Origin of the sequence: Microcystis wesenbergii NRERC-220 (assembly GCF_032027425.1) — a bacterium.
In the GTDB taxonomy this organism is placed as follows: Bacteria; Cyanobacteriota; Cyanobacteriia; order Cyanobacteriales; family Microcystaceae; genus Microcystis; species Microcystis wesenbergii_A.
Genome location: NZ_JAVSJA010000001.1, coordinates 3,768,324 through 3,793,551 on the forward strand (window position 1 = coordinate 3,768,324; position 25,228 = coordinate 3,793,551).

A 25,228-nucleotide genomic window follows, 5' to 3' on the forward strand; every position below is an offset into this window, starting at 1 on the left:
TTCACCGAACCAATAACTTAAATAAGCCTAATTTACCCTTAAAAGGCGGATATTTTAGAGCGGGATTGAACCAAAGAGGTGTTTTCATAATCGCTTTTTGGTGACTAAAGTTTTCAAAGGAAAAACGACCATGATAGCTACCAAAACCGCTATTTCCTCGACCACCAAAGGGTAAACTAGGATTAGTAAAATGAAAACTATTGTTGTTAATACAACCTCCCCCAAACTGGACTGATTCTAACCATTTCTTTTCGGTCTTTGCCTTGGTAGTAAACAGATAAAAAGCTAGAGGGTTAGGGTTTTTAGCAATAATTGCTAAAGCTTCCTCAAAAGTGCTAAAGGCAATGATCGGTAAAATCGGCCCGAATATTTCCCCTTGCATAATAGGAGCATCGAGGGAAACATTAGTTAATAAAGTTGGTTGAATATATAAATTTTCTCGATCGGTTTTGCCTCCAAAAACAATCTCACCATCTTGGAGAAAGTCAATCAGGCGATCAAATTGTTTTTCGTTGATCATTCTACCATAATCAGCACTTAATCTGGCATCCTCACCGAAAAAATTAACAATAGTGTTTGCTAATTCTCTGATAAAATTCTCCTGCTGGGATTGATGTACCAAAATATAATCAGCTGCGATACACATTTGACCAGAATTAGAGAATTTTGTCACGGCAATGCGACGGGTTGCCACGGAAATATTAGCATCAGCTTCGATAACACAGGGACTTTTTCCCCCTAATTCTAGAGTAACAGGAATTAACTTTGCTGCCGCTAGTTGATAAATAATTTTTCCTACCCTGGTACTGCCAGTAAAAAATATATGATCAAAGGTAAAACTGTCTAACATATTCGGAATTACTTCCCCACCATCTCCCGGGACAATTAACACATATTCTTCAGGGAATATTTCTTGAATTATTTTAATTACTAATTTTTCCGTCGCTGAGGCAAATTCACTCGGTTTTAATACCGCACAGTTACCAGCAGCAATAGCACCAACTAAAGGCACTAATAACAATTGAAGGGGATAATTCCAAGCACCAATAATTAAAACCACTCCTAAAGGTTCCCGAATAATCTGACTGGAGGAAGGGAAATTTAAGAGATTAGTTTTAACAGGTTTGGGTTGCATCCATGAGCGCAAATTTTTTAAAGCGGTATTAATTTCCACCAAAAGGAAACCATTTTCAGTAATCCAACAATCTTCGGGAGGTTTCTTTAAATCGCTATATAAAGCTTGATAGATTTCTGCTTCATATTTAATAATTGCCTGTTTTAACTTCTCTAACTGCTGACGACGGAATTGATAAGAACGAGGGGCACCACTAACAAAATACTGACGCAATTTGGCTAATTTTTCTGAGTTTGACAGCATCGAAATAATTCCTAACTTAATGATGGTAATTCTATGGCATCCACTGGGGACGAATTCCCGCTAGAGGTAATTCAATTAAATCAGATTTACTTGCTTTTACTCCATCTTGTAGGGGAGGAATTAACATCCACAAACGACCACCGATAATTGTTTCTCCTGAATCGGTAGTCAGGGGATTAGTTGGATTAGTATCATAACTGGTGCGAAGTTGATCAAAAATAATTGCTAAACCATCGGGAGATAAACTAATGTGAATATCACGATAATCGGCTAATTCCAGTAGGGGAGTCACTTGACCGGTCTTCACATCTATTTTAGCAAAATAGGGTTTTTCTTTGTACTCTTGACTGTTAGTAACTAACTCGGTTAACAAACAATACAAATCGCTACCGGTAGCATTAAATTGACAATCTATAATCGAACCTTGTAGATTGAGTAAGCGTTTTTGTAATCCTTGATTATTGACATAAAAAAGCGATCGAATATAACGCATTTTGGCATTATCAGTATTAAAATTCACCATCGCTGCGGCCGTACCATCAGCAGAAAAATTCAAAATTCGCCCAAATTTTGGTAAAAAATCTAGGGGTTTTGTCTCGGTTTTTAAAGGCAAAAGGGCGATTCCTTCCCCCTGGGTGACAGCCAAAGTTTTACTATCAGGTGCAATCAAAAATTCCCCGCCTTGGATGTTTAATTGTTGGGGGTTTTCCCCCGATTTAACTGCCCATAAATCGAAGTTAATTGGATTGCGGCGCTCAATTCTCTGCACGACAATAGTTTTCCCATCTTTAGCTAAATCAAAATGATTATTTTGATAATCTTTATTGTCTAGCACTAACTCAATTTTTGCCGGCGATTGACTGCTATCAACTTGATAAAGCTGCAGTTCACGAATTCCCTGTATCCCCTGATTTTTCGCCACGGCCGAAAAGAGGATTTTTTTACCATCAGGATAGAATTCAAAAGCCATAACGGTCAAATTTGCGGGGGTTAAGAGGGTTTTCTTCTCCTCGGTCAGGTTATAAAAAATTAATCTTCCCTGTTCTTCCCCATTAGTGCCAATATAGGCAAAAGCACGATCCCGACTTTTAAATTCTCTTTCAAAGATTGCCAGGGTTTGTCCTAATCGATTACCGCTGCGAAATTGTTCCCGCGCACCTTCAATTTGCAGATGATATTTTTCTCCGTAGGGAATGGGAGAAGTGAGGGTATAAGCTAATCGTCTTCCGGCCCAACTAAACTTCCCCGGCAGCGGAGGATCGATAACTAGATTTTTTTCTACACTAGCATGATCCATAGGGCGATCAAAAGTGATAATAAATGCTTGATCTTCCGAGCCAATTTCTCGATTTTCCCAGCTAAATTCCTTGACCCTTAGTCCGGTTTGTAAAAGACATTGATTACCACAGCTATTACCTAACCAAATTAAGCCACCAATTACTAAGGTTAGGGATACAATTAATGTTATCGCTAATTTATCAATTGGTTGTAGTTGTAAGGTCTTGATCATTATAGTAGATGGTTAATAACAACAACTGCTCACTGGTCACTGATAACTGATAACTGATAACTATTAATATCCGTAGGGATCCATAGGAGTGGGTATAGATTTCACGGATTTAGCCTTAATTACTAATTGTCTTCTGGTGGTTGATTTTCCTACCTCTACGGGTAAGGATTCCGTGGCCATTTCTCCGGTGATTTCTAACCAAGTGTCATTGGGATATTGACCGCGACTTCCTGATAGTTTCACCGGTAAACCCACGGGATAAGCATCCACGGCACAACAGGTAAGGATAAAGCGACTAATTAATAAATAATTATCGGGTAGTTGGGGCAATTGCACCACAAAACCTGTGACTTTTACCAGCTGTCCTGTGTAAGCATCAGGTTCGGGGTAAGCATTCAAAGTTCTTACCCATTCAATTAAACTTTTTTCCTCTGGTTTAACGGTAGTGCCAAAGGATTGAGTTTGCACGCGAGTTAGGGGTAAAGATTCACTAATTCCCCTCTGTAATGCGATTTGACTGCTGAGGGGCTGCGGGGCGATAAATAGGCCTAAAAGGGCAGTGATTACTAATAAACCTGAGCCAAAATGTTGAGGAAGAATGGTAATATGCGATCGATTATCGTTACTATCTAAATTAATCTTTTTTTGCCACTGCTTTAATAATGTCCAAAGCTTGACTATTCCCAGAACAAATAAAGCAATACTGGTGATGAGAACCAGAAAAAAATAATTAGGATGGATCAGTAAATTTAACTGTCCAGTTATCCAGTATTTAAATAGTAACGAACCCCAACCGATTAGGGCAATAATATCGATAAATTGGGGGGCGATTATTTTTAGACGTGATGAATTCATGGGAAAAACTATCAAGGAACTGACCTAAAATAAATAACTGTGAGCTAAGGTGAGTAAAAAAGTCATTTGCGCTGCTAAAGCAAAGAGATAAATTAACATTCTCGGTTTAAAAATAGACAACATTAAACCAATCCCTTTCAGGTCAATCATCGGACCGAACACTAGAAAAGCCAGCAGGGAACTACTGGTAAAACTAGAGGCAAAGGAGAGGGCAAAAAAAGAATCAACCGTGGAACAAATCGAAACAATGACAGCTAACAGCATCATTGCCAAGATCGAAGTAATCGGATCCTGACCCAAATTAAGAACAAATTCCCGGGGAACAAACACCTGTAAACCGGCCGCTATAGCACTTCCTAAGATTAACACTCCTCCTAATTCGCGTAATTCCATCACCACGTTTTCCAGAAAAGTTAACCAGCGCCTTTTCATCGGGATAGCTTGCACTGCTGGTAGGACAGCAGTGGCGGCAAAACTTTCGTCTAAGCGCAAAGTTTTGCCAGAATTACCGATCAGAAAAGAACCGGATTGTAGTAGTAGTGGGATAGATTCTTTTTCCGGTGTTTGCGGTTGCCAATTGAGACTTTTTGCCAAAGAGGTTTGGAGGAGCGGTCGGGGATCTTTTTGGATACTAAAGATAATACCGATAACCGTAGCGATGAACAAAGAAAAGATAACTCGATAGAAAACAATTTCCGGTTGATCGCGAAAAGCTACCCAAGTGGACCAGATAACAATCGGGTTAATTGTCGGCGCTGCTAAGAGAAAACTAACCGCTACTGCATTCGGCATTCCTTGCACAAGTAAACGTCGCGCCACCGGTACATTGCCACACTCGCAGACGGGAAACAAAAAACCAATACATCCCCCCACAAATGCTCCTAAAACAGCATTTCGAGGCATCAAGGCAACTAGGCGACGTTCATCGACAAATATTAAAAGAATACTAGAGAGAATCACCCCTAGCAGTAAAAAAGGCATCGCTTCCACCAACAGGCTCAGGAATAGGGTAAAGGCATTTTGTAGTTGACTCATCTATCCTCGCCTTGGGAATTGGGGGTTTAGGGGTAAAGACTTAGGAACCCCAGAAAAAGGTTCATCAGTCCGCTCCCCGGCTTTTTAACATTTTTTTAATATATCTGATCGAGTGACCAATTATCAGTTATCAGTGACCAGTTATCAGTTATCAGTGACCGGTTATCAGTGACCAGTTATCCGTTACAGCCTTTCTCGCTGAGATGAAGTATAACCCTGTTTGGTATTGACCACCGACGACTGGCTCCCCAAAAGGAAAACTTCGTACCTCACCATTAAGATAACTGTTAGAGCAGAACGTAGGTTGGGCTTCGGCCGTGAGCTCAGCCGAACGGTTGAAGCATGAAACCCAACGCTGTTAGAGCAGATTTGAGTTTTCAGTCCACTGTTTACTGTTCACTGTTTACTGCTGAACTAGAGGACTCGATTAAGCTTGCCGCTTTGATAACCTTCTAGATCGAGGGTGACATAGATAAAGCCTAATTTTTGCAGATCAGCGACTAATTCGCTTAAATTTGTCCGATTAATAAAGTCGGGAATTTCTGCTGCCGGTAATTCAATCCGTGCCGTATCGCCGCTCGATCGCACCCGTAATTGACGATAACCTAATTTTCGCAGATAAATCTCCGCCCGTCCGACTCTTTGCAATTTCTCCAGGTTAATTTCCTCCCCGTAGGGAAAACGGGAACTTAAACAGGGTTGCGCTGGTTTATCCCACCAAGGTAAATTTAAGTAACGAGATAGTTGACGAACTTCGCTTTTTGTGATAGCAATTTCCGCCAAAGGTGAACGAGCGCCGCGTTCCCTAGCGGCTTGAATTCCAGGACGATAATCCCTTAAATCATCAGCATTAACGCCATCGATGACGTAGGAATAACCACGAGCGAGAGCGATGGGTTTAAGGGTGTCGTGTAGCTCACTTTTGCAGAAATAACAGCGATTAACGGGATTACTGGTGTAATTGGGGTTATTCATTTCCTCTGTTTCCACCAATTCGTGCAGAATACCGATATAATCGGCTTGGGCGATCGCTTCTTCCAATTCTTCCGGCAGTAGGGAAGGGGAAACCGCCGTAATTGCCAATGCTTGACTCCCTAGCAGATCATAAGCCACTTTTGCCACTAGGGTACTATCCACGCCCCCAGAATAGGCAATCAAGGCTTTTTCACTGGTTTTTAAGAGGTTTTGTAATTGTCCGAGTTTATCAAGTAATTGACTGTCCATGGCGGCGATTTTGGCAACTGGTTTAGGGAGACCGTTTTTTATTATATGCCGTGCCGTAATTAATCAGGGCTACCGATCGATTTATGCTGCCATAATTTTGTCAATAATTGGGCTATTTTTGGCAATTTTTACTAGAAAATAATCTCGCTATCATAAGGATAGGCGGTTAAAATGTATCTTAGCTTATTGCTGATCCCAATTATTTTAGTAGGTATTTAGTCATAAACTTCACTTCTATGACCTACTCTAACAATAATAATTATCCTACTCTCTCGATCAAATTCATAAATAACCCGATAATCTCCTACTCTTAATTTGTAAAACCCTGACCATTCTCTCGTAAGAGGTAGGGGAGTTATCTGTTCAAAGTTGATAGCTAACCATTTAATTTTATTAAGAATCCTCAGTCTGATAAAATCTGTGATCAAATCTAAATCAGTTATCGACTCTGGTTCAAAAGTAACAGAATAGCTCATTTAAGGTTCTATCCCATATCTTTTATCCACCTCAGCTGCGGGAATAGTCGCTCTTCCTTGTAGTCTTTTTTGTCGGATTTCTAATAACTTTTCTTTAAAAGATTCCTTAACTTGTTTTCCCTCATCTGGATCACCGAAGTACTCATCTAGAGTATCATCTACTGTATTACGGATTAAACTTTGTAACTCTTGGGGAGTCATGTCTTTTATCTGCATATTTGCCCCTATTCAGAAAAGATAATTGACCTATCACTCCCGATTATATCAAGATATCGGGGCAACCCCTCTGTAGTTGCCCCTGCCAAGGATAATTTATCCCCGACGACGAAGGGAAGCGGCACCCAACGCACCAACAGCGATTAAACTCACTATACCACTAGGTTCCGGGGTTGATACAGCACCGCCACCAGTAGGAGTGATATCCCCATTAAGAGCCACAAACCCACCCCCGGCAACATTAGCGGAGTTTCCAGCATAGAAGTAGACACCGAAGGAGTTAGCATTCAGTCCATAGAGACGGAACTGCACCGGGCCGGTTTGGGGTGCTAAACTGCTTAGGTCAAAGCTGTAGGTATTAAAGCTAGTTGTTAAGCTAACTTGTGTCCCTAAATTACTGGTGAACCCATCAACACTAGAGCGCAAGACCAAATTTAGCTGGTTTTCATCATGCCTCGCATCGAGTTGTAAGTTAGTAAAATCGACCTGAAAACCTGCACCGGGTTGTACGGCAAATTCCACGTATTGGTTGGTATCAACAGTGCTACCTGTATTCCAACCGCCAGAACCCAAACTACCCAACAAGAATACAGAATCATCCAGCCGATTTATCCCGGCGGTATCTAACCCAGTGCTGGTTATATTCGCACCCACATTATCCGCCGCTTTGGGATAGGTTGCCGTAGAAGCACTAAATTGATTCCAACCAGCTACTATTGCCGCTTGAGCAGGAGTAACCCCGGCCAACCCCATCAGAGTCAAGGGGGTTAAAATTGTCAGTAATTTTTTCATGGATTTGATGGCCATAATAGGACAGAAATATGGTCATATTTAACGCTAGTTTTGCGCCAATATCCTGCAACGAAAATATCACAAAGGGGGGGGAAGTCAAGGGTTATTTAATCATGATTTTTTATTGATTTTTATATTTAAGATAGTTTTGGGTTATATAAATATTTTTGACTGGTTGCAAGGTTATAGCTTGGAATGCAGATAAGCGAGGTTCTACCTCTACTTATTTCGTTGACCGAAATGATCAAAATGAACTGCTTTGGTTTTGAAGTTAAATTTTAGGGGGATGCCATCCTGCTAAGATCCATTGTTGTCTAACTGTGGTGGCAATCAAATTATTGAGTTTTAATGCCATAACCGTTGCACGTCCACAAGGGGTTTTTCCTAAAATTTGTGTTCCCTCTTGACTCCATTGAAAATGTTCTGACCATATTTGTTTTCTTGGATTAAAAAGGGGAACAATTTGCTCAGTTTCTGGGTCTTTTGCTTCGGTTTGTCTGCCCTTATAGCCATTGCATAAACGACAAGCTAACCAGAGATTATGTTCATCATCGCTTCCCCCTTTAGCTTTAGGAATGATATGTTCAATCTCCAGCAATCCTAACACATATTTTTGTAAACTTAAACAATACCCACAGCGATTGTTAGCTTGTTGGCGAATTTTATCTTTAATATAGTCGGGAATAGGGCTAGGATTCATGCTTCTAAGGGTGAAATTAATCCTCTTTTAACCGCTTCATTTAATCCTTGAGACTTCTTTAACAAGTTTATTTGATAAATTTGCATCAATGACCAAAGTTCCCTATTTTCAAAGGTTGATAAATCCCCCTCTTGTTGTTGATTGAGCAACTCGCTTAATCTTTGATCCTGTTCTGATGCCATTTGTAATTGAGTTAATTTGATAATTTCTTCATCTGATAATGAATTTAGGGATGAGATTTTTTCGCCTTGATAATTGGGACTAATAGAAAAAGCGATCGCTTCTACTAATATATCATTAAGATCACGGTTAATTGAATGGGCTAAGGATTGAGCTAGATTAAAAATCTCATCAGGTAGGGTTAAAGTAATTGAAATGGCCATAAGCCTTTTTTATGTGGGGTTATAGAGATATTATGATTATAGCTCAAATTCTTGTTACCCATAAGGATAAACTGGTTCAAAAGTAACAGAATAGCTCATTTAAGGTTCTATCCCATATCTTTTATAAACCTCAGATTTCCAGGCAAGATTTACCGATAACTTAACTCACAGCAAACCCAGTTAACTTACGAGTTTCCAGATCATAAAAGGCTAAAACTATATCTTCTTTAGAAATACCCTCCCTTAATAATTCCGTAGCGATACCTTCCTCTGTCCAATCCTCCTCAATATAAATCTTCTCATTTTTAATCCTAATATGGACTTGAATATTCCTGATTTTTTTCTTGCCTTCCCAACCCATAAAAAGCCAAAAATACTGATCATGTATCTCGTCAAAAACCAGACAACTTTCTTGATCTAAATTAGCAGAACCAGAAACCCATTCGTGATATTCTGTTAATACTTTTTTAATGGCATTGCGATATTTTTCTAGTCTATCCATTGTAAAATTTTCTCCTTTTCCATCTCAACAACCAGCAAAAGTAATTGATTTATTTTCACAATAGCCTGAATTGATTCTCGTTGGAAAAAATTTTCATAAATGCTGTCTTTAATGGCTAGATAAATTTGATATTCTGGTTCGGTAAGACTGATTAAATTTCGATATAAAATATATTGTCCTAAAGCTAGGGACTTATACTAAATCTGGTTATTAAAGACTGATTATTTATTCCCCTTTTTGCATGAGTGCATGAGTAGAAAACGGGTTTCTCCGAGAAACCCGTTTTCTGTGCGTTACTCAACGGATTTAGTATTAAAAAGCTTTTGATTTCCACAACAATTTTACGTCCATTTCTTTGAGCATCCAAAGGTTTTTCGGCTGATAAATCAGCAAATATTCAGCATCTTTATATTTAATTTTATAAGGGCGCTGATACCCCCTTCCCCCATAGTAGGGTTAATTCATGAATTAACCCTACCTTGGGGATTGATTCATGAATCAACCCTACCTTGATAAGGATGTTGATCCCCCCTTCCCCCCTTGATAAGGGGGGCGTTGATCGCTGGGGGGATCTGAATTAAAACCCACTTACTTAGGGGAGAATTGTTGATTACTTCCCTCTAGTTTTTTCGGCCCAAACTTTGCTGGGTAATCCCCAAACATAGATGAAACCTTCGGCAGCTTTATGATCAAATTGATCCTCGGCTCCGTAGGTAGCTAAATCGGGAGAATAGATGGAATTGACTGACTGACGACCGACCACTTTAGCGTTACCTTTAAACAGTTTCACTCGCACCGATCCCGTTACCTGTTCTTGGGTTTTGAGGATAAAAGCATCGATCGCTTCCTTTAAGGGACTGTACCACAATCCTTTATAAATTAACTGTCCGTAGGTCTCTTCAATTCCCCGTTTATATTGGGTAACATCTCCAGTTAAAGTCAAACTTTCTAAGTCCCGGTGAGCATCAATTAAAACTAATAAAGCCGGGGCCTCGTAAATTTCTCGGGATTTAATTCCCACTACCCGGTTTTCGATCATATCTAACCGACCAACACCGTGTTTACCCACTAGGTCATTTAATTGACTAATGAGCGTGACGGGAGCGAGATTTTCTCCGTTTAAACTGACAGGAATCCCCTGATTAAAACCGATATCGACGTATTCCGGCTCATTGGGAGTATCGGCGATCGCTTTGGTCATTAAATAGATTTCTTCCGGGGGTTCCGTCATCGGATCTTCCAAGGGACCTGCTTCAATACTGCGGCCCAACAGGTTACGATCGATACTAAAAGGCGAGGATTTTTTCACGGGAGACTCGATCCCGAATTTTTCCCCGTAGGCGATGGTTTCTTCCCGGCTCATGCCCCATTCCCGGGCGGGAGCGAGAACTTTTAAACTAGGATTGAGGGCCATAATGCCCACATCAAAACGCACTTGATCGTTACCTTTGCCGGTGCAACCGTGAGCGACGGCATCGGCCCCGTATTTCTCGGCGGCCTCTACTAATAATTTAGCGATTAAAGGACGAGCCAGGGCGGTAGAAAGGGGATAACGATTTTCGTAGAGAGCATTAGCTTGAATTGAGGGAAAAGCGTATTCTTTGACGAATTCTTCTTGAGCATTGACCACTAAGGATTCGATCGCTCCGCAGCGCAGGGCCTTTTCTTGAATCGGTCCTAACTCGTCTCCCTGTCCTAAATCGGCGGCTAGGGTAATCACTTCTTCTACTCCCCATTCCTGTTTGAGATAGGGAATACAGACGGAAGTATCGACTCCTCCGGAATAAGCTAAAACCACTCTCTTGGCGCGTCCCATAATTTTTTCACCTAAAAACGACTAATTGATTACTCTTTTAAGTTTATTATATATCCTGGGGATTTGATGCTTCTTTTTTAATGCTTTTTTGTTTAGTTTTTGATGAAGAAAAGGAATAGGAAGTCACGAGTAAAGAGCAAAAACTAAACGGGCAACCAGCCGCTATTTACGTTTACTAGCCGGACGACGGGAGGATTTTTTCGGAGCGGTATTTTTGGGATTATCGTTAGTTTTATCTTTAAATATTGGAATAGTAAAATGAAACTGACTGCCGTGATTTTTGCCCCTAGATTCTGCCCAAATTTCGCCGCCCCAACCATTGACAATCTGACGACAGATAGCCAGTCCTAAACCGGTTCCCCCGGCACTGCGTCGCAGGGCCCCCTCCTCTTGGTAAAAGCGATCAAAAACCTGTTCTAAACGATTGGGTTCGATCCCGCGTCCAGTGTCAGAAATGGTTACTTCTAGAGTTTTTGGTTTTCCCGAAGCGACTTCGATCGAGACATTTCCCTCCCGTCCGGTAAACTTACAGGCATTATCGAGAAGTTTGGAGAGTAATTCCACTAACCACTCGCCATCGGCTAAAACAAAGGGCAGATTAGGGGGGACAAGATTGATAATTTTTGGGTTTTCGTTGTCGAGATTGCAGGAGTGAACGTGACTGATGGCTAATTCCACACATTCCGATAAAGATAAAGCTTCGGGATTCCAATTAACCCGGCCACTTTCTAACCTGGACAGAGTTAAAAAATCTTGGATTAATTTACGCATTCGTTCCGCATCTTTCAGGGCAGTATCAAGCATAATTTGGCGCATTTCCGCCGGCATATCCGGTTCCGAGGCCAAACTTTCTAGACAGACTTGAATGGTGGAGAGGGGGGTGCGTAATTCGTGGCCGGTAATGGCGACTAAATTAGAACGAGTGCGATCGAGGGCGGCTAATTGTTCGTTTAAATCCTGTAAATTAGCGTAGGCTTCTGCTTGAATGAGGGCGACTCCGATTTGAGTGGCCACCGCGTCCACCAGGGCGACATCCTCGCTTTTCCAAGTGGTGGTATAGGGTCCACAGTGATGCAGTTCCAACATTCCCAAGAGACGACTTTGGTAAAAAATCGGCACTAATAACCAGGAATAGATGGAACATTCCCGCACGAGATTTTGAATGGAATCGCCGGGGAGACGGGGATCGTGAATAGCGTCTTCAATTTTCAGGGATTCTCTCAATTCCAGCGCTTCCTGAAAAAGAGGATTATTTTTCAGAGGCCATTTTTGTCCTTTGATGGAACTAATGCCGGAGTTTAAAAATTCGTGTTCGATGGTGGCGTTAATGTCGGCTTCCTTACAACGATAGACCACGCAGCGACAGACTCCCAATCCCTGTCCCAATTTCTGCACTGCCACCTGGAGGATATCTTCCGGATCGAGGGAACGACGGATCGCCGCCATCACCGAGTTGATCAGTCTTTCCTTGTGTTCTTTCGATGCCAAGGAACGATTGGCTTTCAGCAGTTTATACTGTCCCGCTTGCAAATAAGTGACCAATCGCTGGACAAAGGGATCTGGTTCCTCTTGATGATCCCTGTCCGTCAATTCACAGATCAGGTATTCTTCTTGGGCGCACCTAATTTTCTCCGCCAGTTCGGGACGATAATCGAGAATATGATTTAAAAGAATTTGGGCCGCCTGTTGACTTACATGGCGATCGCTCGTCCAAATCCCCTCAAAACGGCGATTATTATCCATAGCTGCCCTATTTTCCCCTTCGGCTACCAGATGGGTTCGCTCCCGACAGATTAAACAACTAGCATAATGGCGACTGATAACCACTAGATGCCATTCTTGGGCTAAACTGTCGTCCGGTTGAAAAGCGATCGTCTCGTAAACGTCGGAACTATGCTTAAAATCGGTTTCTGGGGCCGACAAAACATAAACTTGCCCGCTTTTGTGGGCAATGCGTCGATAGCGATGGGCCTCTTGACGATAAAAGCGCTCACGCTGAAAACTGGCAATCACTAATGGTTGATCGTCTTCCGCTAAAACCTGATCCTCCATGGCGTGGGATAGCGCGGTCAGGGATACTTTGAAGTACATCTGCGATCGCCATTGGGGGAGTAACTGCAACAGTTCTGTTAAAACAGAAGTTGATCTGCTCATCGATGATCTGTTTCGAGTCGAGTGTGACTAGCAAGCGCAATAGAGGGAACTAGCAATTTCTCCCTTGACCCTATCCTACAGGCTCAAGGGGACAAGAGGTGAGATCGTGATGGCAAGAAACTTAAACTGAGTGATGCCAAAAGTGAGCGAAATTATTCTAGCTAACTAGACGTTGCTGAATAAATCTAAACCTTGTTGGGTAAGACTTTTAGACTTTTGGGAAATCAAAAAGTACCCGCCATTGGAGGGATCGGGGGGAAAATTTAGGGACTTTTTCCCTGAAAATTAGGTAATTTACCAGATGAAAATGGGTAAAACCCTACACCCTACACCCTACACCCTACACCCTACACCCTGCCCCCACGAGAAACTTTTTGCCGCAAACCCTAACTAGATGTAGGCGACTTTCATTGCCCAAAGGATCAGAGCAATAATACTACCGATAACGATAATCGACGATATCGCCACTACTGCCGGTTTATCGGCTCCCTCGAATTTCATAATGCCACGATTTAAGTCTGACATTGCCCTTAACTCCTTTTCATGAGATGGATGTGGAAAGTATGAGACACTTTAGGATCATAAATTAGCGAACTCTCATCTATCCGTGTTATTAGAAATTGGTATCATTCGGCTGTCTTTAATCATTCTAGGCGTTCTTTTCGCCCTTGGCCTTCTCCTTGAGGCTATTTTAAGAATTGTCTTCGGGTTCGGTAATCCGCTTATTTACAAAGCTGATGCCGAAATTGGCTATCTTTTGGCTCCTAATCAACAAACGCGCCGGTTTTCCAATTTTATCGCCGTTAATCAGTATTCGATGCGGAGCGATCCGATTACACCCCAACGGCCTCCGGAGACGACGAGAATCATGTTAATCGGTGATTCGATCGCTAATGGCTCCTGGTGGACGGATCAAAAAGAGACCATTGCTGCTTTAATCACCAAAAATTTAGGACAAAATCTGACGGGTTCAGTGCAAGTTCTCAATGCTTCCGCTAATTCTTGGGGACCGCGCAATCAATTGGCCTATCTAAGACGTTTCGGCACCTTTGAATCCCAGGTGATTGTGTTATTAATGAACACTGATGATCTGTTCGCTTTAGCTCCTAGTTCGGCGGTGGTGGGACGAGAAATTAATTATCCCGCTCGCCGGCCGGCTTTAGCTTTAATCGAATTATACGATCGATATTTTAAGCGTTATCCTCCCCTGCCACCAGTGCGAGAAGGAGGCGATCGAGTGGGCAATAATTTAACCGCTCTTGCCCAAATTCAAGCCCTTGCTCAGGCTAATCAAGCCCGTTTAATTATCGCTATTACCCCCCTCATTCGCGAAGCTCAAAAACAGGGGCGAGATTATGAATTAAAAGCCCGTCAAAGACTAGCGGATTTCACCAGCAACCAGCAGATTTTTTATCTAGATTTTCTGCCCATTTTTCAAGCTCATCCTACTCCTGATTCCCTCTATCGCGATAATATTCATCTCAGCCGAGACGGTAACGAGTTAATCAGTCAAAAACTGACCGAGGCAATCAAAAAGGTCTTTTAATTAGGGTTTACTGAATCAGTTATCAGTTATCAGTTATCAGTTCACTGTTTACTGATTACTGTTCACTGATTACTGTTTACTGAAAATACTCCCCACTCCCCAATTGATAATTGATAATTCATAATTCATAATTCCCTAACAACCATACCAAAGCTTTTCTATCTGCTTTGCTAGGGCCAATAACTCAGAGCGATCGCTTGTATCCCTTAAGAGGGTGACATGGCCTAATTTTCGACCGGGACGGGATTTTTTACCATACCAAAAAACGTGAGCGTCTGGAATTGCCGCTAAAATTGCTCGTTTTTCCCCATAATCGCCGTCACTATCCTCAAAACCCAATAAATTAACCATGACTGCCCCAGCAGATTTTAAATCCGTGGCTCCGAGGGGCAAATTAGCCACTGCTTGCAGTTGTAGGGCAAATTGGGAGGTAAGACAGGCAGAGAGGCTGTAATGACCCGAATTATGGGTACGGGGAGCGATTTCATTAATCAATACCTCTCCCTGAGAAGTGACAAATAACTCCATCCCGAAAACACCCACCGCCGACAAACTACTTAACAGATGATGGGCGATAGGTTCGGTTTGAGCTTGTAAAGATTGGTTAAGAGCGGCGGGAGCGATTACCCAGTGACAGACTTGCTCCTCTTGATAGGTTTCCACCACGGGATAGGTGACGATTTCCCCGGTTAATCCCCTAGCGGCAACGATGGCTAATTCGCGCTCGTAGGGAATATAAGCTTCTAACATCAAGTCAAGACGCTCTAATTGCGGCTTTTTGGCGTTTAATTCTTCAGGAGTGCGGATAATAAAGGTTCCTTGACCATCATAACCGTGTCGTCGCGCTTTCAGCACCAGCGGAAAAGGATAATTTTCTAATTGGGATAAATTATCTATCGCCCAAAAATCAGGCACAGGCAACCCTAGGGAGCGTAAATAACATCTTTGCTCGTATTTATCCAATAGGGGGCGCAGATTTGCCAAACTAGGATAGAATTTCACTCCTGTGGCCGCTAATTCTTCTAGGGCATCTAAATCAACAAACTCATTTTCAAACGTGATCAGATCACAATGTTGAGCTAGTTTTTTTGTGCCTTCCACGTCAGCTATTTCCGCGAAGACAACCCCGTCAGCTAAAGCAACGGCGGGATCGTCGGGGTGTGGTGTTTGTACAATCAGAGAAATGCCTAATTTCTTGGCTTCCTGTGCCATCATCCATGCTAATTGTCCACCACCAATAACACCAACCCTTGTTTGCATCATTGATCACATCCTAAAGATTCCGGGGTAGAGACGCCGGTTTTTGAGTTGACACCCTCGGCTCTTTCACAGAGATTTTTGATTTGTTGAGCGTCAAGCACTGCAAAACTAAAATCAGCACCGTTGATGTTTACTCCCTCGAAAATGGTACGCAGCATGATCGCTTCGGCAAAAATAGCATCGCTTAAATCGGAATTTTTAAAGGTACTCAGATAGGCTAACCCATTGGTTAAGTCCGCTCCATGAAAGTTGCCTTCGATGATAGAGGCTCCGTTAAACACTGCCCCGCGCAAATCGGCAGAACTAAAGTTAGAATCTTGCAGATTAACGTTAGTAAATTGGGCAGATTGCAAATTTTGTCCCGAAAAATCCTTTCCTGTCAGATTCTGGTTTTCATAACTGGCATTGGCTCCTGTGACAGCAGCAGAACTGGCTGCTAAGGCATTGACAGGAGATAGGATAAATAGTATGGCAAAAAAAGCGATCGCTAGTCGAAAGATAGTCTTCATTGGCGGAAAATTCCATCAGTGGGCATTCTTGATTTTATAGCAGTAAGCCATCCGCCGTCAGCTTTTCGCCGGCTGCGAGAAATTGCTGGCACACAAACCTTTATAATAGCTGTCTAAGCTTATACTGCCATGCAATTTGGTCTAAACAAAAATATTTAAGCAAAGGGCCCTCAGCTTTCAGCTAAATAAAGTAAAAGACAAAAGTTAATTCATTTTCTCTCTCCTGACTTCTATTTCTAAGGACAATTTCTGATTTATACAAGAGGTTTGATGGATACACCGCAACTTTTATTCAATGGTTTAGCCGTCGGCAGTATTATTGCTCTGGCTGCTGTTGGGTTAACCCTTACCTGTGGCATTTTGCGTCTGTCTAATTTTGCCCACGGCGATTTTATGACTTTGGGCGCTTACATAACTTGGCTGGTAAATGCACAAGGGATTAATCTCTGGTTAGCGATGCTGGTGGGGGCAGCGGTGACAGCTATTGCCATGCTCGTTGCCGAGAGATTATTATGGAAACCTATGCGCGATCGACGGGCTGATTCTACCACTTTAATTATTATTTCGATCGGTTTGGCTTTATTTCTTCGCAATGGTATTTTAATGATCTGGGGCGGCAGTAATCAACGCTACGATCTGCCTGTGATGACCGCTACAGAAATTTTTGGGATTAAAGTAGCTTTCGATCGCTTGTTAGTCATTGGTTTGGCAATTATAGTTATTATTGCCCTCCATTTGTTATTGCAAAAAACTAAGATCGGTAAGGCGATGCGCGCCGTAGCTGACAGCACCGATTTAGCTAGAGTAACCGGAATTAACGTCGAATGGGTTGTCTTCTGGACATGGATAATTACGGGAGTTTTAACTGCTTTAGCCGGAGGGATGTTCGGGTTAATTACCGGGGGAGTACGTCCCAATATGGGCTGGTTTTTAATCTTACCCATGTTTGCGTCCGTTATTTTAGGTGGTATTGGTAATCCCTACGGAGCGATTGCTGGGGCTTTAATTATTGGTGTTGCCCAAGAAATTAGTGTTCCCTTAATTGGTTCTGATTATAAATTAGCCGTGGCTTTATTAATTATGATATTGCTGTTATTATTCCGTCCCCAAGGTTTATTTAAAGGCACGGTTTAACAGTTATCAGTTATCAGTTATCAGTTATCAGATGTAAGTTTTAAGTTATTTATTTATTTATCTTCATCTTTATCCCTGTTTACTGTTTACTGGACGGCTACGCCGTGCCTTTGGCAACACTGAAAAGCCCAATCTTTAATCCTGAATATATTCTTCCCCGGTGATTAAAGCGTATTCAGCGCGGGTAAATTCTCGACCTAAATAAGCAGCATGATCGAACATAGTAATCGGACAAGGTTGGGTTTCTTCGATCACTTTTACGGCTAATTCTTTGGCAGTCCTGGCGGTGTAAATAGTCTCAGGATTGCGATCAAGTTTTTGCCTAGCACCGATAACTTTTCCCGTTTCTGGATCGACGGCTAAACCTTTTTCGTTGATAATATTGCTGTAATGTTTGGCACAGATTAACCCAGCTTCTCGGTCTAGATAAATAATAAAATATCCTGCGGGATCGAGAGCGATTGGACGTTTGGAAAGTTGATGATCAATAGCTGTGATTTGGGATTTTAATTCGCTCATTTTCTTGACAAAATCACTTAAATATGTAGATGAAAGCAAGAGCAGATTATATCACATCCCCTCAACCTTAGCCTAGAACATTTTATATATCTAGAGTTGTTTCAGATAGATGAGGTACAAGAGCAAGATGGTGCGAACCAATTACGAAAATCTTGCTCCGAGACTTACTGAAAAGCCTCTTCTCAAGCTTCATCTAGCTCTCGATAAGTTCTCAGTTTTAATTTTCTTAAGATAAATTTGATTGGGTGCATCTCATTTTTGTCAATCTACTAAGTTGGGGATTTTTCAAGGGAAACTCTCCGCTAAAATTGGGTGTTATTTCCGATTTTATCACTCAATCCAAAGCTTTAGTGGGTTCTACCCCCCAAACCCCGGAGCGCCTTAGGTTAACTGTGAGATGCTTACAGATGATTGTTGATATTTTTGTACCAATTTAAGAGTCACTGATAATTGCTGATTGTCGGTATTTCTGCACCGGTGCGATGAAATCTAAACTGCGATCGCCTCATCAACAATCTCTAAGTAGTGCCTCACCTCAAATCTAGAGAACTAACGCTTTCTTAATACCATAATTCCGAGATTAGGTCATAATAACCAGCTTGTTGGGGTGGGTAAATACCCGCTTCGATTTTTTCGATAATACTAGGCCAAGCTTGCCTAAAAGCAGCAGAGCGCTCGTTGGGGTGCAAAGTCCAACCCTTGGGATTGGTGAGAGTGGCGCGATAATAGTTGCTTTGTTCTAGGGAGCGAGAAACCATAATTTCCCAAGAGTCAAGTTTTCCTTTCCCGGTCAAAATATTGCCCCAAGCTTTTAACCCATCGGGTAGATTATCGAGAAAGGTATTTTTATAAGAGCGCCAGAGGGGGGTCATCGGTAAAAGGCGATCGTAGCGACGACAATTAAGTAAATAGGCACGACTACCGAAAAATTTAAATTGATAGAATCCGTCGGGATTTTTCGTGCAAGGATGGGGAGAATCAATCGTACCATCGGGCCGCGGCGGACCGGACAAAGGACGCACAAACATCATTTCTGGATGGGTTTCCATTAACTCGATCCCTTCGCGGATCCAACTGTAATCCGGTTCTTGGTAGAGCATCATGTCACTGTCATAATGGACCATATAATCACTGCGACATGCCTCGATTTTGAAGATCGAGCCGAAAATCGGATAACCTTTGTAGTTATGGGTGGAACGGAGGGGACTGCCGAAATGCTTTTGATAGATACGCTGACGATAGCTGGGATCGTAGTTAAAATCCACTAGGCGATCGATTATGCCATCTTGAACTAATTTTTCACCACAGGCTCTTAACTCCTCCATTGTACCCAGTCCGGGGCGATTAACCTTTTCCCCGCTTAGAGGGGCCGTATCAATAGCGAGTACCTTTTCCTGGAAGGGAAACTGACTCATTTTGACTAGATGGGGAATAGTGTTCATCATAAACCAGACATCGGTTCGCGCCGTAAAAAACCAGAGCGAACAACTTGGCAATCCCATTTTGTATAAACCTCACTTTTGTTTGGGTCTTAAATGGGATACATTATAGGGGAATCTTAGCGACAAGTTGACACAATTCCTGATTAACCTATGACTATAGCCCTCGATCGCTTACCCCAATCTTGGCAGGGTTTAACCCATCGTTTAACTTATAAGTATTTTCAGGTACGCATTGATACACCCAAAGACCCCTATAAAATTCTCTTTCGTCCCCAACCCTATCAGGTTTTATTTATTCTTAGCCACATGCGATCGGGTTCGTCTTTATTGACCCATATCCTCAATTCTAATCCTGAAATTATCGGTTTTGGCGAAACTCATCTGGTTTATGAGAGTGAAAGGGATTTTAAAACTTTAATGTTTCAACTCTACTGGCGTTTGAAAGATTTAAACATGAATCATAAATATATTTTAGACAAAGTTCTTCACGATCAGAAGTTTTTAGACCATAGTTTTTTGCAATCTGATGCGGTTAAGACCATATTCTTATTACGAGAACCCCAGCGCACTTTAGCTAGTATTCTAGATATTAAACCCCATCAAAACGAGCAGCACGCCCTGGGTTATTATACCGGTCGTTTAGCCACCCTAGAAGGTTATGCTCGCTTAATTAACAGCAAAGAAAAGAGTTTATTTATCACCCACGATCAAGTATTAAACCAAAGTCAATTGGTCTTTAATAGTTTACAGAGTCATCTCGATACTAAAACGGGATTTTCTGAAGAATATCGAGTTTTAAAAACCACTGGCAGCCGTGGTATAGGAGATTCTTCCGAGAATATCAAAGCGGGTAAAATTATTAAACAAGCCAGAAAATTAGATATAAAAATTTCCGACGATGTTTTAACCCAAGCCCAAAAAGCCTACGATCAATGCTACGAAACCCTCAGCCATTATTGTCATTGTATCTAGGCTGAATTGGGGATTAGCAATAGCCTTGATTCTCTCCTCCGAGTGCTAAGAAAATCCCCCTAACTCAACTCTAAGTTGAGCTTTTAGCCGGTCTGATTAGCCTTCAATATTAGCAATTGTAAAGCCCATCTGACACTCGTAGAGATTGGGCTGTTGGCTGCCCCCTTTGCCTAGAAAATGACCACAGCCTAGTTTACCCTCTCGCCACCGGGGTTGCCCCTGCTGGTTGGCTAAAAGACAGCCCTGACAGACAGAACCCGGATCGAGAATGTGTTCGTCGGTTAAAATCACTAACATGACGTTCACCCCCATTGATCTCCGATCATTTTTGTCTCTATTGTAAGAGGTTTTTTCTGAGATGTAGTGCCGCGCTATACAGTCCTTCCCCTCTCCTAGCCGCCACTTCACCTGAGACAGTATATATTAAGAAAAGCAACAAATACTTTACAGATACAACAAAGTATGCAGCAAATTCTAGGATTAGAGACACAAGCAAAAATCTGGCATTGGCGGGGATTCAAAATCACCTATCAGAGTGCGGGGGAAACAGGACCTGCGCTCGTGCTTGTGCATGGATTTGGGGCATCTTGGGGACATTGGCGGAAAAATATCCCCGTTTTAGGCGAAAAATGTCGCTGTTTTGCCCTAGATTTAATTGGTTTTGGCGGTTCCGACAAACCCGAACCAAAAAACCAGATCGATTACACTTTCGAGACTTGGGGGGCGCAAATTGCCGATTTTTGTCGGGAAGTGGTGGGTGGTCCTGCTTTTTTGGCGGGTAATTCCATCGGTTGTGTGGCTATTATGCAGGCTGCCGTCGATCATCCCGATTTTGTCCTTGGGGTGGCGGCGATTAATTGTTCCCTCCGACTACTGCACGAAAGAAAACGGGGGAAATTACCCTGGTATCGTCGTTTCGGCGCAGATATTGCCCAAATAATTCTTAAAAATAAAGCAATTGGCGCTTTTTTCTTCCAACAGATTGCGAAACCCCAGACAGTGCGTAAAATTCTCCTGCAAGCTTATCGGCGCTCGGAAGCGGTAACGGAGGAATTAGTAGAAATAATCTTAAAACCCGCCAGAGATCAGGGAGCGATCGAGGTTTTCCTCGCTTTTACCGGTTATTCTGGCGGACCACTGCCGGAAGACCTACTGCCGATTCTCCCCTGTCCGGCTATTCTGCTTTGGGGTAGTGAGGACCCCTGGGAACCCTTGTCCTTGGGCCAAGAATTAGCACGATTCCCGACAGTAAAACAGTTTATCCCCTTAGCCGGTTTAGGCCACTGTCCCCAGGATGAAGCCCCAGAAATAGTTAATCCGATTTTATTAGACTTCCTGCAAGCTCCTATCTAAGTCCCTCTAGTAACCAGAAGGCCGGGCATTAATGGGTTGTTGAATGGTGAAGCCTTGGTTAGTGCTTTGAGGGGGAACTTGATTGGGGGTGCCATTATTGTTAGGTGGCATTCCCTGATTAGGATAACCAGTGACATTAGGTTGATTGCCGTAGACGGGGGCCTGATATACGGGGGGTTGATAATAGTTGGATTGGTTGCTAGAGCCAGGGACCGGGTTAGGGTTGGTATTATTCTGGGAGGGTAGGGGCGGAACATTTTGTTGATAAGGGGAATAATTTCCCTGGGGGTTGACTTGATTCGGGTTGCCCCCGGGGTTGAGATTAGGAGAATTATTCGAGTTAGCAGTCCGCAAGCGATTTTCGATTTCCCTTTGTAAAGGATAATTGCTATTGTTGCCACTAATCGGTTGCACTTGAATCGGTTGCAGACTTTTACTAGCCTTCGGTACTGGATTTGGCTTAGTCTGCGGCATTAACGGGGCGAATAAAGAGGGTTCCTGGTTGTTATTGGGATTAGTATTTAAAGGATCAAAAGTCCCCGTCGAGGAAGGTTTCCTCAGAGGAGCGGTATTATTATCGACAGAAATGGCCGGCAGTGGTACAGCAATGGGGGGAAGAGCATCGGTAATCTGGTCAGCCCGGATTTCCCGTTCCTCCAAGGACATTCCTGGGGTATCTAATACCGAACCCAACCATTGAGGATTCTGTTGATATACCCAGAAAGCCATGAGAGCCAAGGAAAATATTCCTAACGGTAGCCAAAATAAAGGTTGGGCAAAGGGTTTTAATCCTGCCAAGAAATAGCGCATGGAAGAAGAATCTTTATAGCCACTCATACTGCTTCACTCTCTATAGGTTCTCCCCTATGCTATCAAATCAGTGATCAGTTATCAGTGATCAGTGATCAGTTATCAGTGATCAGTTATCAGTAATCAGTTATCAGTTATCAGGAGTCAGGAGTCGGTCGTCAGGAGATTATTTTTATTTAGGGTTTGCTTAATAAATCTAAAAACCTTGTTGGATAATATCTTTAGGCTTTTTTGAAATCAAAAAGTGCCAGATATGGGAGGGATCGGGGGGGAGAATTAGGCACTTTTTCCCTGAAACTTAGGTAATTGACCACCTGAAAATGGGTAAAACCCCACACCCCACACCCCAACCCCCACGAAAAACTTTTTGCCGCAAACCCTATTTATTCTTCCCACTTCATAATTCCTAATTCCCTCTCCCCACACCCCACACCCCACTTCTCACACCCCACACTGTTCACCGACTAGGTACTGATACTATTTGGGAACGATTGTCAAACAATTGTAAAACTTCGTTATATTTAAGGAACATTTGAGAGACTAAGGAGCATCGGAGTTGTGGCTTTATACGCGGATTTGCATCGGCATTTAGGGGGATCGGTAGTACCAAGAATTCTCTGGCGCTACTTTCACCGACATGAGCGGGATTTAGCGGCCAAATTCCCAGAATACCCCGCTTTTGAGGAATTTTACACCCGCGAACGCAATAGTTTAGATGAGTATTTGGAATTACATACCCTAGTCGAAAGTGTTCAAACCGCCCAAACTTTGCCCTATTTTATCTATCGTCTGATTCGCGGTGCTTACATCTTCGAGAATCTTGCCTATTTAGAATTGCGCTATACTCCCTACTATCGCACCGACGAACATTTGAACCAAACAGAGCGAATCGAGCAAATGCGATCGATTGTCGAGATCGTCGGTCAAGCCTCGAAAATGAGCGAATATCCGCTTATTACCAGTCAAATTCTCTGTATGCACTCGCGACTTCCCTACGAAGTCAACAAAGCGATCGTTGATCTGGCCCTAGGGATGAGAGAATACGTCTGTGCGATCGATATTGCTGGGGGTGATTCCCACTACCAAACTCGACTAGAGGAATTTGCCGGTTTATACAGTTATGCCAGGGAAGAGGGTTTAAATACCACCGGCCATCTTTACGAAACAAAGGACGGTTGTTATCCCCAATTACTGCCCTATCTGCAAAGAATTGGTCACGGTATTCAAATTCCCCTACAATATCCGGAATTGCTGCCGGAAGTTGCCCGTCGTCATCAATGTTTAGAAGTCTGTCCCACCACCTATTTAAAAACTGGCACCCTCGAAAGTTTATCGCAATTAAAGATAGTCTTCGATCGCTGTTTTGAAGCGGGGGTTGATATTGCTATCTGTACCGATAATGCCGGTTTACACAATGTCCGGCTGCCCTTCGAGTACGAGAATTTACTCACCCTAGACGTGATCGATTTTCGACAATTACAAGCTTGTCAAGATGCGGCTTTTCGTCATGCTTTTGCCTGGCCCTATAGTCAAAAACCTGCCTCACTTTTAACCGGTTTGTTATCAGTGGATAATCCCAAATTACCGGTTTATCAGTAACAAAATTAACTTTAGTTCGGGTTAAGCAACTTCTTTACCGCTCCCGAACTATAGCGTTTTTCGACTCTCCTGCATCTGGTTTGGGCAATTCTACTGAATCTTGATTAAACTCAACCCAAAGAGAGTATAAGTACAGAGAGAACCGAGACCGAACATCAGGGAACGAGCGATCGGGACATTAGTGATATAAAAAAGGGAAAATAAAAGCCGGAGGATCACGAAAGCGATCGCACAGTTAGCGGCCAGGGATGAGGAGACTCCTGTAACGTAGGCCATGAGAGCGGCGGCACTATAGATCATAAAGGTTTCAAAACCATTTTGATGGGCCCAAGTTGCTCGTTTAGCGTAGTCTGGGAGTTGATCGAACATGGCCCGGGGGGCGGAGGTATCGTAACCCACCTTAGCTCTAGCGTAAGCGACCAGCAGAAAAGGTAGATAGACAGAGATAGCGGCAGCCACTATCGAATAGAGAAGAATGGCACTGACGGAGAGATTCATCGCTGAATTTAGTCAAAATAAAATAGGGTAACTAGCTTGCGTTGATCTTCCGCTTCCGCGCAGGTTTGCAAAAGGGTTTGACTGTCGTGGAAAGCAAAACAGATTAACTGTTGACAACGATTGATAATCTCGCGATTACAGAGGCTGCTGGCTTCCCCTAGGGATAGATGGTCATTTTCGGGACATTCCACCAGATGGATAACCTGCTGGAGTTGTTCTTGGGATTCCAGGGGCTGGCGATCGAGACTTTGGGGTAAGATCACGGTTAACAGATTAGGATCTGCCCGCATTGCCCCCTTAATGACGGCGGAATTGGTTCCCGTCGCCCCGGAGGTCATAATCCGATTGCCCGCCAGCACGAGGGCATAGGCCATCATTTCGATCAATTGCTGGTGTGTGATGGGAACGTGACGGGAACCCAATAAGGCGACGCGCTTAGAACCGGTCTGCTGAATGGCGGCTAGTTCTTGAGCTAGAGTGTCTAGGGTGTTAGTGGTATCTACAGATTGACTCAAAGACTTTTACTGCAAATTCGGACTGATTAA

At 42.8% G+C, this 25,228-nt stretch carries 28 protein-coding genes and 1 pseudogene; 5 read left to right on the forward strand and 24 right to left on the reverse strand.

Annotated elements, in window-relative coordinates; translation table 11 throughout:
• Position 1: 1 nt before the first annotated feature.
• The 16 genes and pseudogenes from RAM70_RS18295 to RAM70_RS18370 form a co-directional block, all read right to left on the reverse strand.
• Complete coding sequence (locus tag RAM70_RS18295; RefSeq protein ID WP_312675000.1) at positions 2–1,378, reverse strand: aldehyde dehydrogenase; 1,377 nt, start codon at positions 1,376–1,378, stop codon at positions 2–4.
• Positions 1,379–1,409: 31 nt separating this feature from the next.
• Positions 1,410–2,888 carry a hypothetical protein gene (locus tag RAM70_RS18300; protein WP_190380159.1) on the reverse strand — a complete coding sequence of 493 codons (1,479 nt, stop codon included), beginning with the start codon at positions 2,886–2,888 and terminating at the stop codon, positions 1,410–1,412.
• 63 nt (positions 2,889–2,951) lie between these two features.
• Entirely contained in the window at positions 2,952–3,743 is a 792-nt protein-coding gene (locus RAM70_RS18305) for a TIGR03943 family putative permease subunit (protein ID WP_312675002.1), read from the reverse strand.
• A gap of 24 nt (positions 3,744–3,767) precedes the next feature.
• Complete coding sequence (locus tag RAM70_RS18310; RefSeq protein WP_045359294.1) at positions 3,768–4,778, reverse strand: permease; 1,011 nt, start codon at positions 4,776–4,778, stop codon at positions 3,768–3,770.
• A gap of 414 nt (positions 4,779–5,192) precedes the next feature.
• Positions 5,193–6,002, reverse strand: a complete 810-nt coding sequence (larE, locus tag RAM70_RS18315) for an ATP-dependent sacrificial sulfur transferase LarE (RefSeq protein ID WP_045359292.1) — start codon at positions 6,000–6,002, stop codon at positions 5,193–5,195.
• 215 nt (positions 6,003–6,217) lie between these two features.
• Complete coding sequence (locus RAM70_RS18320; RefSeq protein ID WP_002780565.1) at positions 6,218–6,478, reverse strand: type II toxin-antitoxin system RelE family toxin; 261 nt, start codon at positions 6,476–6,478, stop codon at positions 6,218–6,220.
• Entirely contained in the window at positions 6,479–6,694 is a 216-nt protein-coding gene (locus tag RAM70_RS18325) for a hypothetical protein (RefSeq protein WP_045359291.1), read from the reverse strand. It abuts the gene before it with no gap.
• A 96-nt stretch (positions 6,695–6,790) separates the two neighbouring features.
• The gene (locus RAM70_RS18330; RefSeq protein ID WP_312675007.1) at positions 6,791–7,486 is read right to left on the reverse strand and encodes a PEP-CTERM sorting domain-containing protein; all 696 of its coding nucleotides are present in this window, start codon (positions 7,484–7,486) and stop codon (positions 6,791–6,793) included.
• A gap of 271 nt (positions 7,487–7,757) precedes the next feature.
• Positions 7,758–8,186, reverse strand: a complete 429-nt coding sequence (locus RAM70_RS18335; RefSeq protein WP_045359288.1) for an HNH endonuclease — start codon at positions 8,184–8,186, stop codon at positions 7,758–7,760.
• Positions 8,183–8,569: a hypothetical protein gene (locus tag RAM70_RS18340; protein WP_024969784.1), complete on the reverse strand. Its 387-nt coding sequence runs from the start codon at positions 8,567–8,569 to the stop codon at positions 8,183–8,185. Before RAM70_RS18340 ends, RAM70_RS18335 begins: the two co-directional genes overlap by 4 nt.
• 160 nt (positions 8,570–8,729) lie before the next feature.
• Entirely contained in the window at positions 8,730–9,071 is a 342-nt protein-coding gene (locus RAM70_RS18345) for a XisI protein (RefSeq protein WP_002793145.1), read from the reverse strand.
• Positions 9,059–9,244, reverse strand: a pseudogene (locus tag RAM70_RS18350) (element excision factor XisH family protein); the annotation flags it as partial. The pseudogene RAM70_RS18350 and the gene RAM70_RS18345, both read right to left, overlap by 13 nt.
• Before the next feature lie 11 nt (positions 9,245–9,255).
• Positions 9,256–9,438 carry a hypothetical protein gene (locus RAM70_RS18355; protein ID WP_072024829.1) on the reverse strand — a complete coding sequence of 61 codons (183 nt, stop codon included), beginning with the start codon at positions 9,436–9,438 and terminating at the stop codon, positions 9,256–9,258.
• A 243-nt stretch (positions 9,439–9,681) separates the two neighbouring features.
• Positions 9,682–10,887, reverse strand: a complete 1,206-nt coding sequence (locus RAM70_RS18360) for an argininosuccinate synthase (protein ID WP_008197419.1) — start codon at positions 10,885–10,887, stop codon at positions 9,682–9,684.
• Positions 10,888–11,049: 162 nt separating this feature from the next.
• Positions 11,050–13,041, reverse strand: coding sequence for a DICT sensory domain-containing protein (locus RAM70_RS18365; RefSeq protein ID WP_045359283.1), 1,992 nt, complete (start codon positions 13,039–13,041; stop codon positions 11,050–11,052).
• Between the two features lie 390 nt (positions 13,042–13,431).
• Positions 13,432–13,566 carry a hypothetical protein gene (locus RAM70_RS18370; RefSeq protein ID WP_002736350.1) on the reverse strand — a complete coding sequence of 45 codons (135 nt, stop codon included), beginning with the start codon at positions 13,564–13,566 and terminating at the stop codon, positions 13,432–13,434.
• Positions 13,567–13,648: 82 nt separating this feature from the next.
• On the opposite strand from RAM70_RS18370, the gene RAM70_RS18375 reads away from it, so the two are divergent.
• Positions 13,649–14,587, forward strand: coding sequence for an SGNH/GDSL hydrolase family protein (locus tag RAM70_RS18375; RefSeq protein WP_190380163.1), 939 nt, complete (start codon positions 13,649–13,651; stop codon positions 14,585–14,587).
• Between the two features lie 135 nt (positions 14,588–14,722).
• Here RAM70_RS18375 and RAM70_RS18380 read toward each other — a convergent pair whose 3' ends face one another.
• Entirely contained in the window at positions 14,723–15,850 is a 1,128-nt protein-coding gene (locus RAM70_RS18380; RefSeq protein ID WP_312675022.1) for a 5-(carboxyamino)imidazole ribonucleotide synthase, read from the reverse strand.
• On the reverse strand, positions 15,847–16,356 hold the full coding sequence (locus RAM70_RS18385) for a pentapeptide repeat-containing protein (protein WP_045359278.1): 510 nt from the start codon (positions 16,354–16,356) through the stop codon (positions 15,847–15,849). Before RAM70_RS18385 ends, RAM70_RS18380 begins: the two co-directional genes overlap by 4 nt.
• Before the next feature lie 270 nt (positions 16,357–16,626).
• On the opposite strand from RAM70_RS18385, the gene RAM70_RS18390 reads away from it, so the two are divergent.
• Positions 16,627–17,490, forward strand: coding sequence for a branched-chain amino acid ABC transporter permease (locus RAM70_RS18390; protein WP_045359277.1), 864 nt, complete (start codon positions 16,627–16,629; stop codon positions 17,488–17,490).
• Between the two features lie 135 nt (positions 17,491–17,625).
• On the opposite strand, the gene RAM70_RS18395 is transcribed toward RAM70_RS18390, so the two are convergent.
• Positions 17,626–18,009: a DUF4346 domain-containing protein gene (locus tag RAM70_RS18395; RefSeq protein ID WP_045359276.1), complete on the reverse strand. Its 384-nt coding sequence runs from the start codon at positions 18,007–18,009 to the stop codon at positions 17,626–17,628.
• A gap of 560 nt (positions 18,010–18,569) precedes the next feature.
• Positions 18,570–19,511, reverse strand: a complete 942-nt coding sequence (locus RAM70_RS18405) for a hypothetical protein (RefSeq protein WP_045359274.1) — start codon at positions 19,509–19,511, stop codon at positions 18,570–18,572.
• 90 nt (positions 19,512–19,601) lie between these two features.
• Between RAM70_RS18405 and RAM70_RS18410 the strand changes: the two genes are divergently transcribed.
• The gene (locus RAM70_RS18410; protein WP_312675025.1) at positions 19,602–20,423 is read left to right on the forward strand and encodes a sulfotransferase family protein; all 822 of its coding nucleotides are present in this window, start codon (positions 19,602–19,604) and stop codon (positions 20,421–20,423) included.
• 96 nt (positions 20,424–20,519) lie between these two features.
• Here the strand turns inward: RAM70_RS18410 and RAM70_RS18415 are convergent, their stop codons facing one another.
• A complete protein-coding gene (locus RAM70_RS18415; protein WP_312675952.1) occupies positions 20,520–20,720 on the reverse strand; it encodes a hypothetical protein in 201 nt (66 codons plus the stop codon).
• Between the two features lie 165 nt (positions 20,721–20,885).
• Between RAM70_RS18415 and RAM70_RS18420 the strand changes: the two genes are divergently transcribed.
• Positions 20,886–21,776 carry an alpha/beta fold hydrolase gene (locus tag RAM70_RS18420; RefSeq protein ID WP_312675027.1) on the forward strand — a complete coding sequence of 297 codons (891 nt, stop codon included), beginning with the start codon at positions 20,886–20,888 and terminating at the stop codon, positions 21,774–21,776.
• Between the two features lie 6 nt (positions 21,777–21,782).
• Here RAM70_RS18420 and RAM70_RS18425 read toward each other — a convergent pair whose 3' ends face one another.
• Positions 21,783–22,613, reverse strand: coding sequence for a hypothetical protein (locus tag RAM70_RS18425; RefSeq protein WP_045359267.1), 831 nt, complete (start codon positions 22,611–22,613; stop codon positions 21,783–21,785).
• Positions 22,614–23,144: 531 nt separating this feature from the next.
• On the opposite strand from RAM70_RS18425, the gene RAM70_RS18430 reads away from it, so the two are divergent.
• The gene (locus tag RAM70_RS18430; RefSeq protein ID WP_045359265.1) at positions 23,145–24,185 is read left to right on the forward strand and encodes an adenosine deaminase; all 1,041 of its coding nucleotides are present in this window, start codon (positions 23,145–23,147) and stop codon (positions 24,183–24,185) included.
• Positions 24,186–24,275: 90 nt separating this feature from the next.
• Here RAM70_RS18430 and RAM70_RS18435 read toward each other — a convergent pair whose 3' ends face one another.
• On the reverse strand, positions 24,276–24,683 hold the full coding sequence (locus tag RAM70_RS18435; RefSeq protein WP_002783727.1) for an MAPEG family protein: 408 nt from the start codon (positions 24,681–24,683) through the stop codon (positions 24,276–24,278).
• A gap of 8 nt (positions 24,684–24,691) precedes the next feature.
• A complete protein-coding gene (locus RAM70_RS18440; protein ID WP_002741066.1) occupies positions 24,692–25,198 on the reverse strand; it encodes a hypothetical protein in 507 nt (168 codons plus the stop codon).
• Positions 25,199–25,228: the final 30 nt, after the last annotated feature.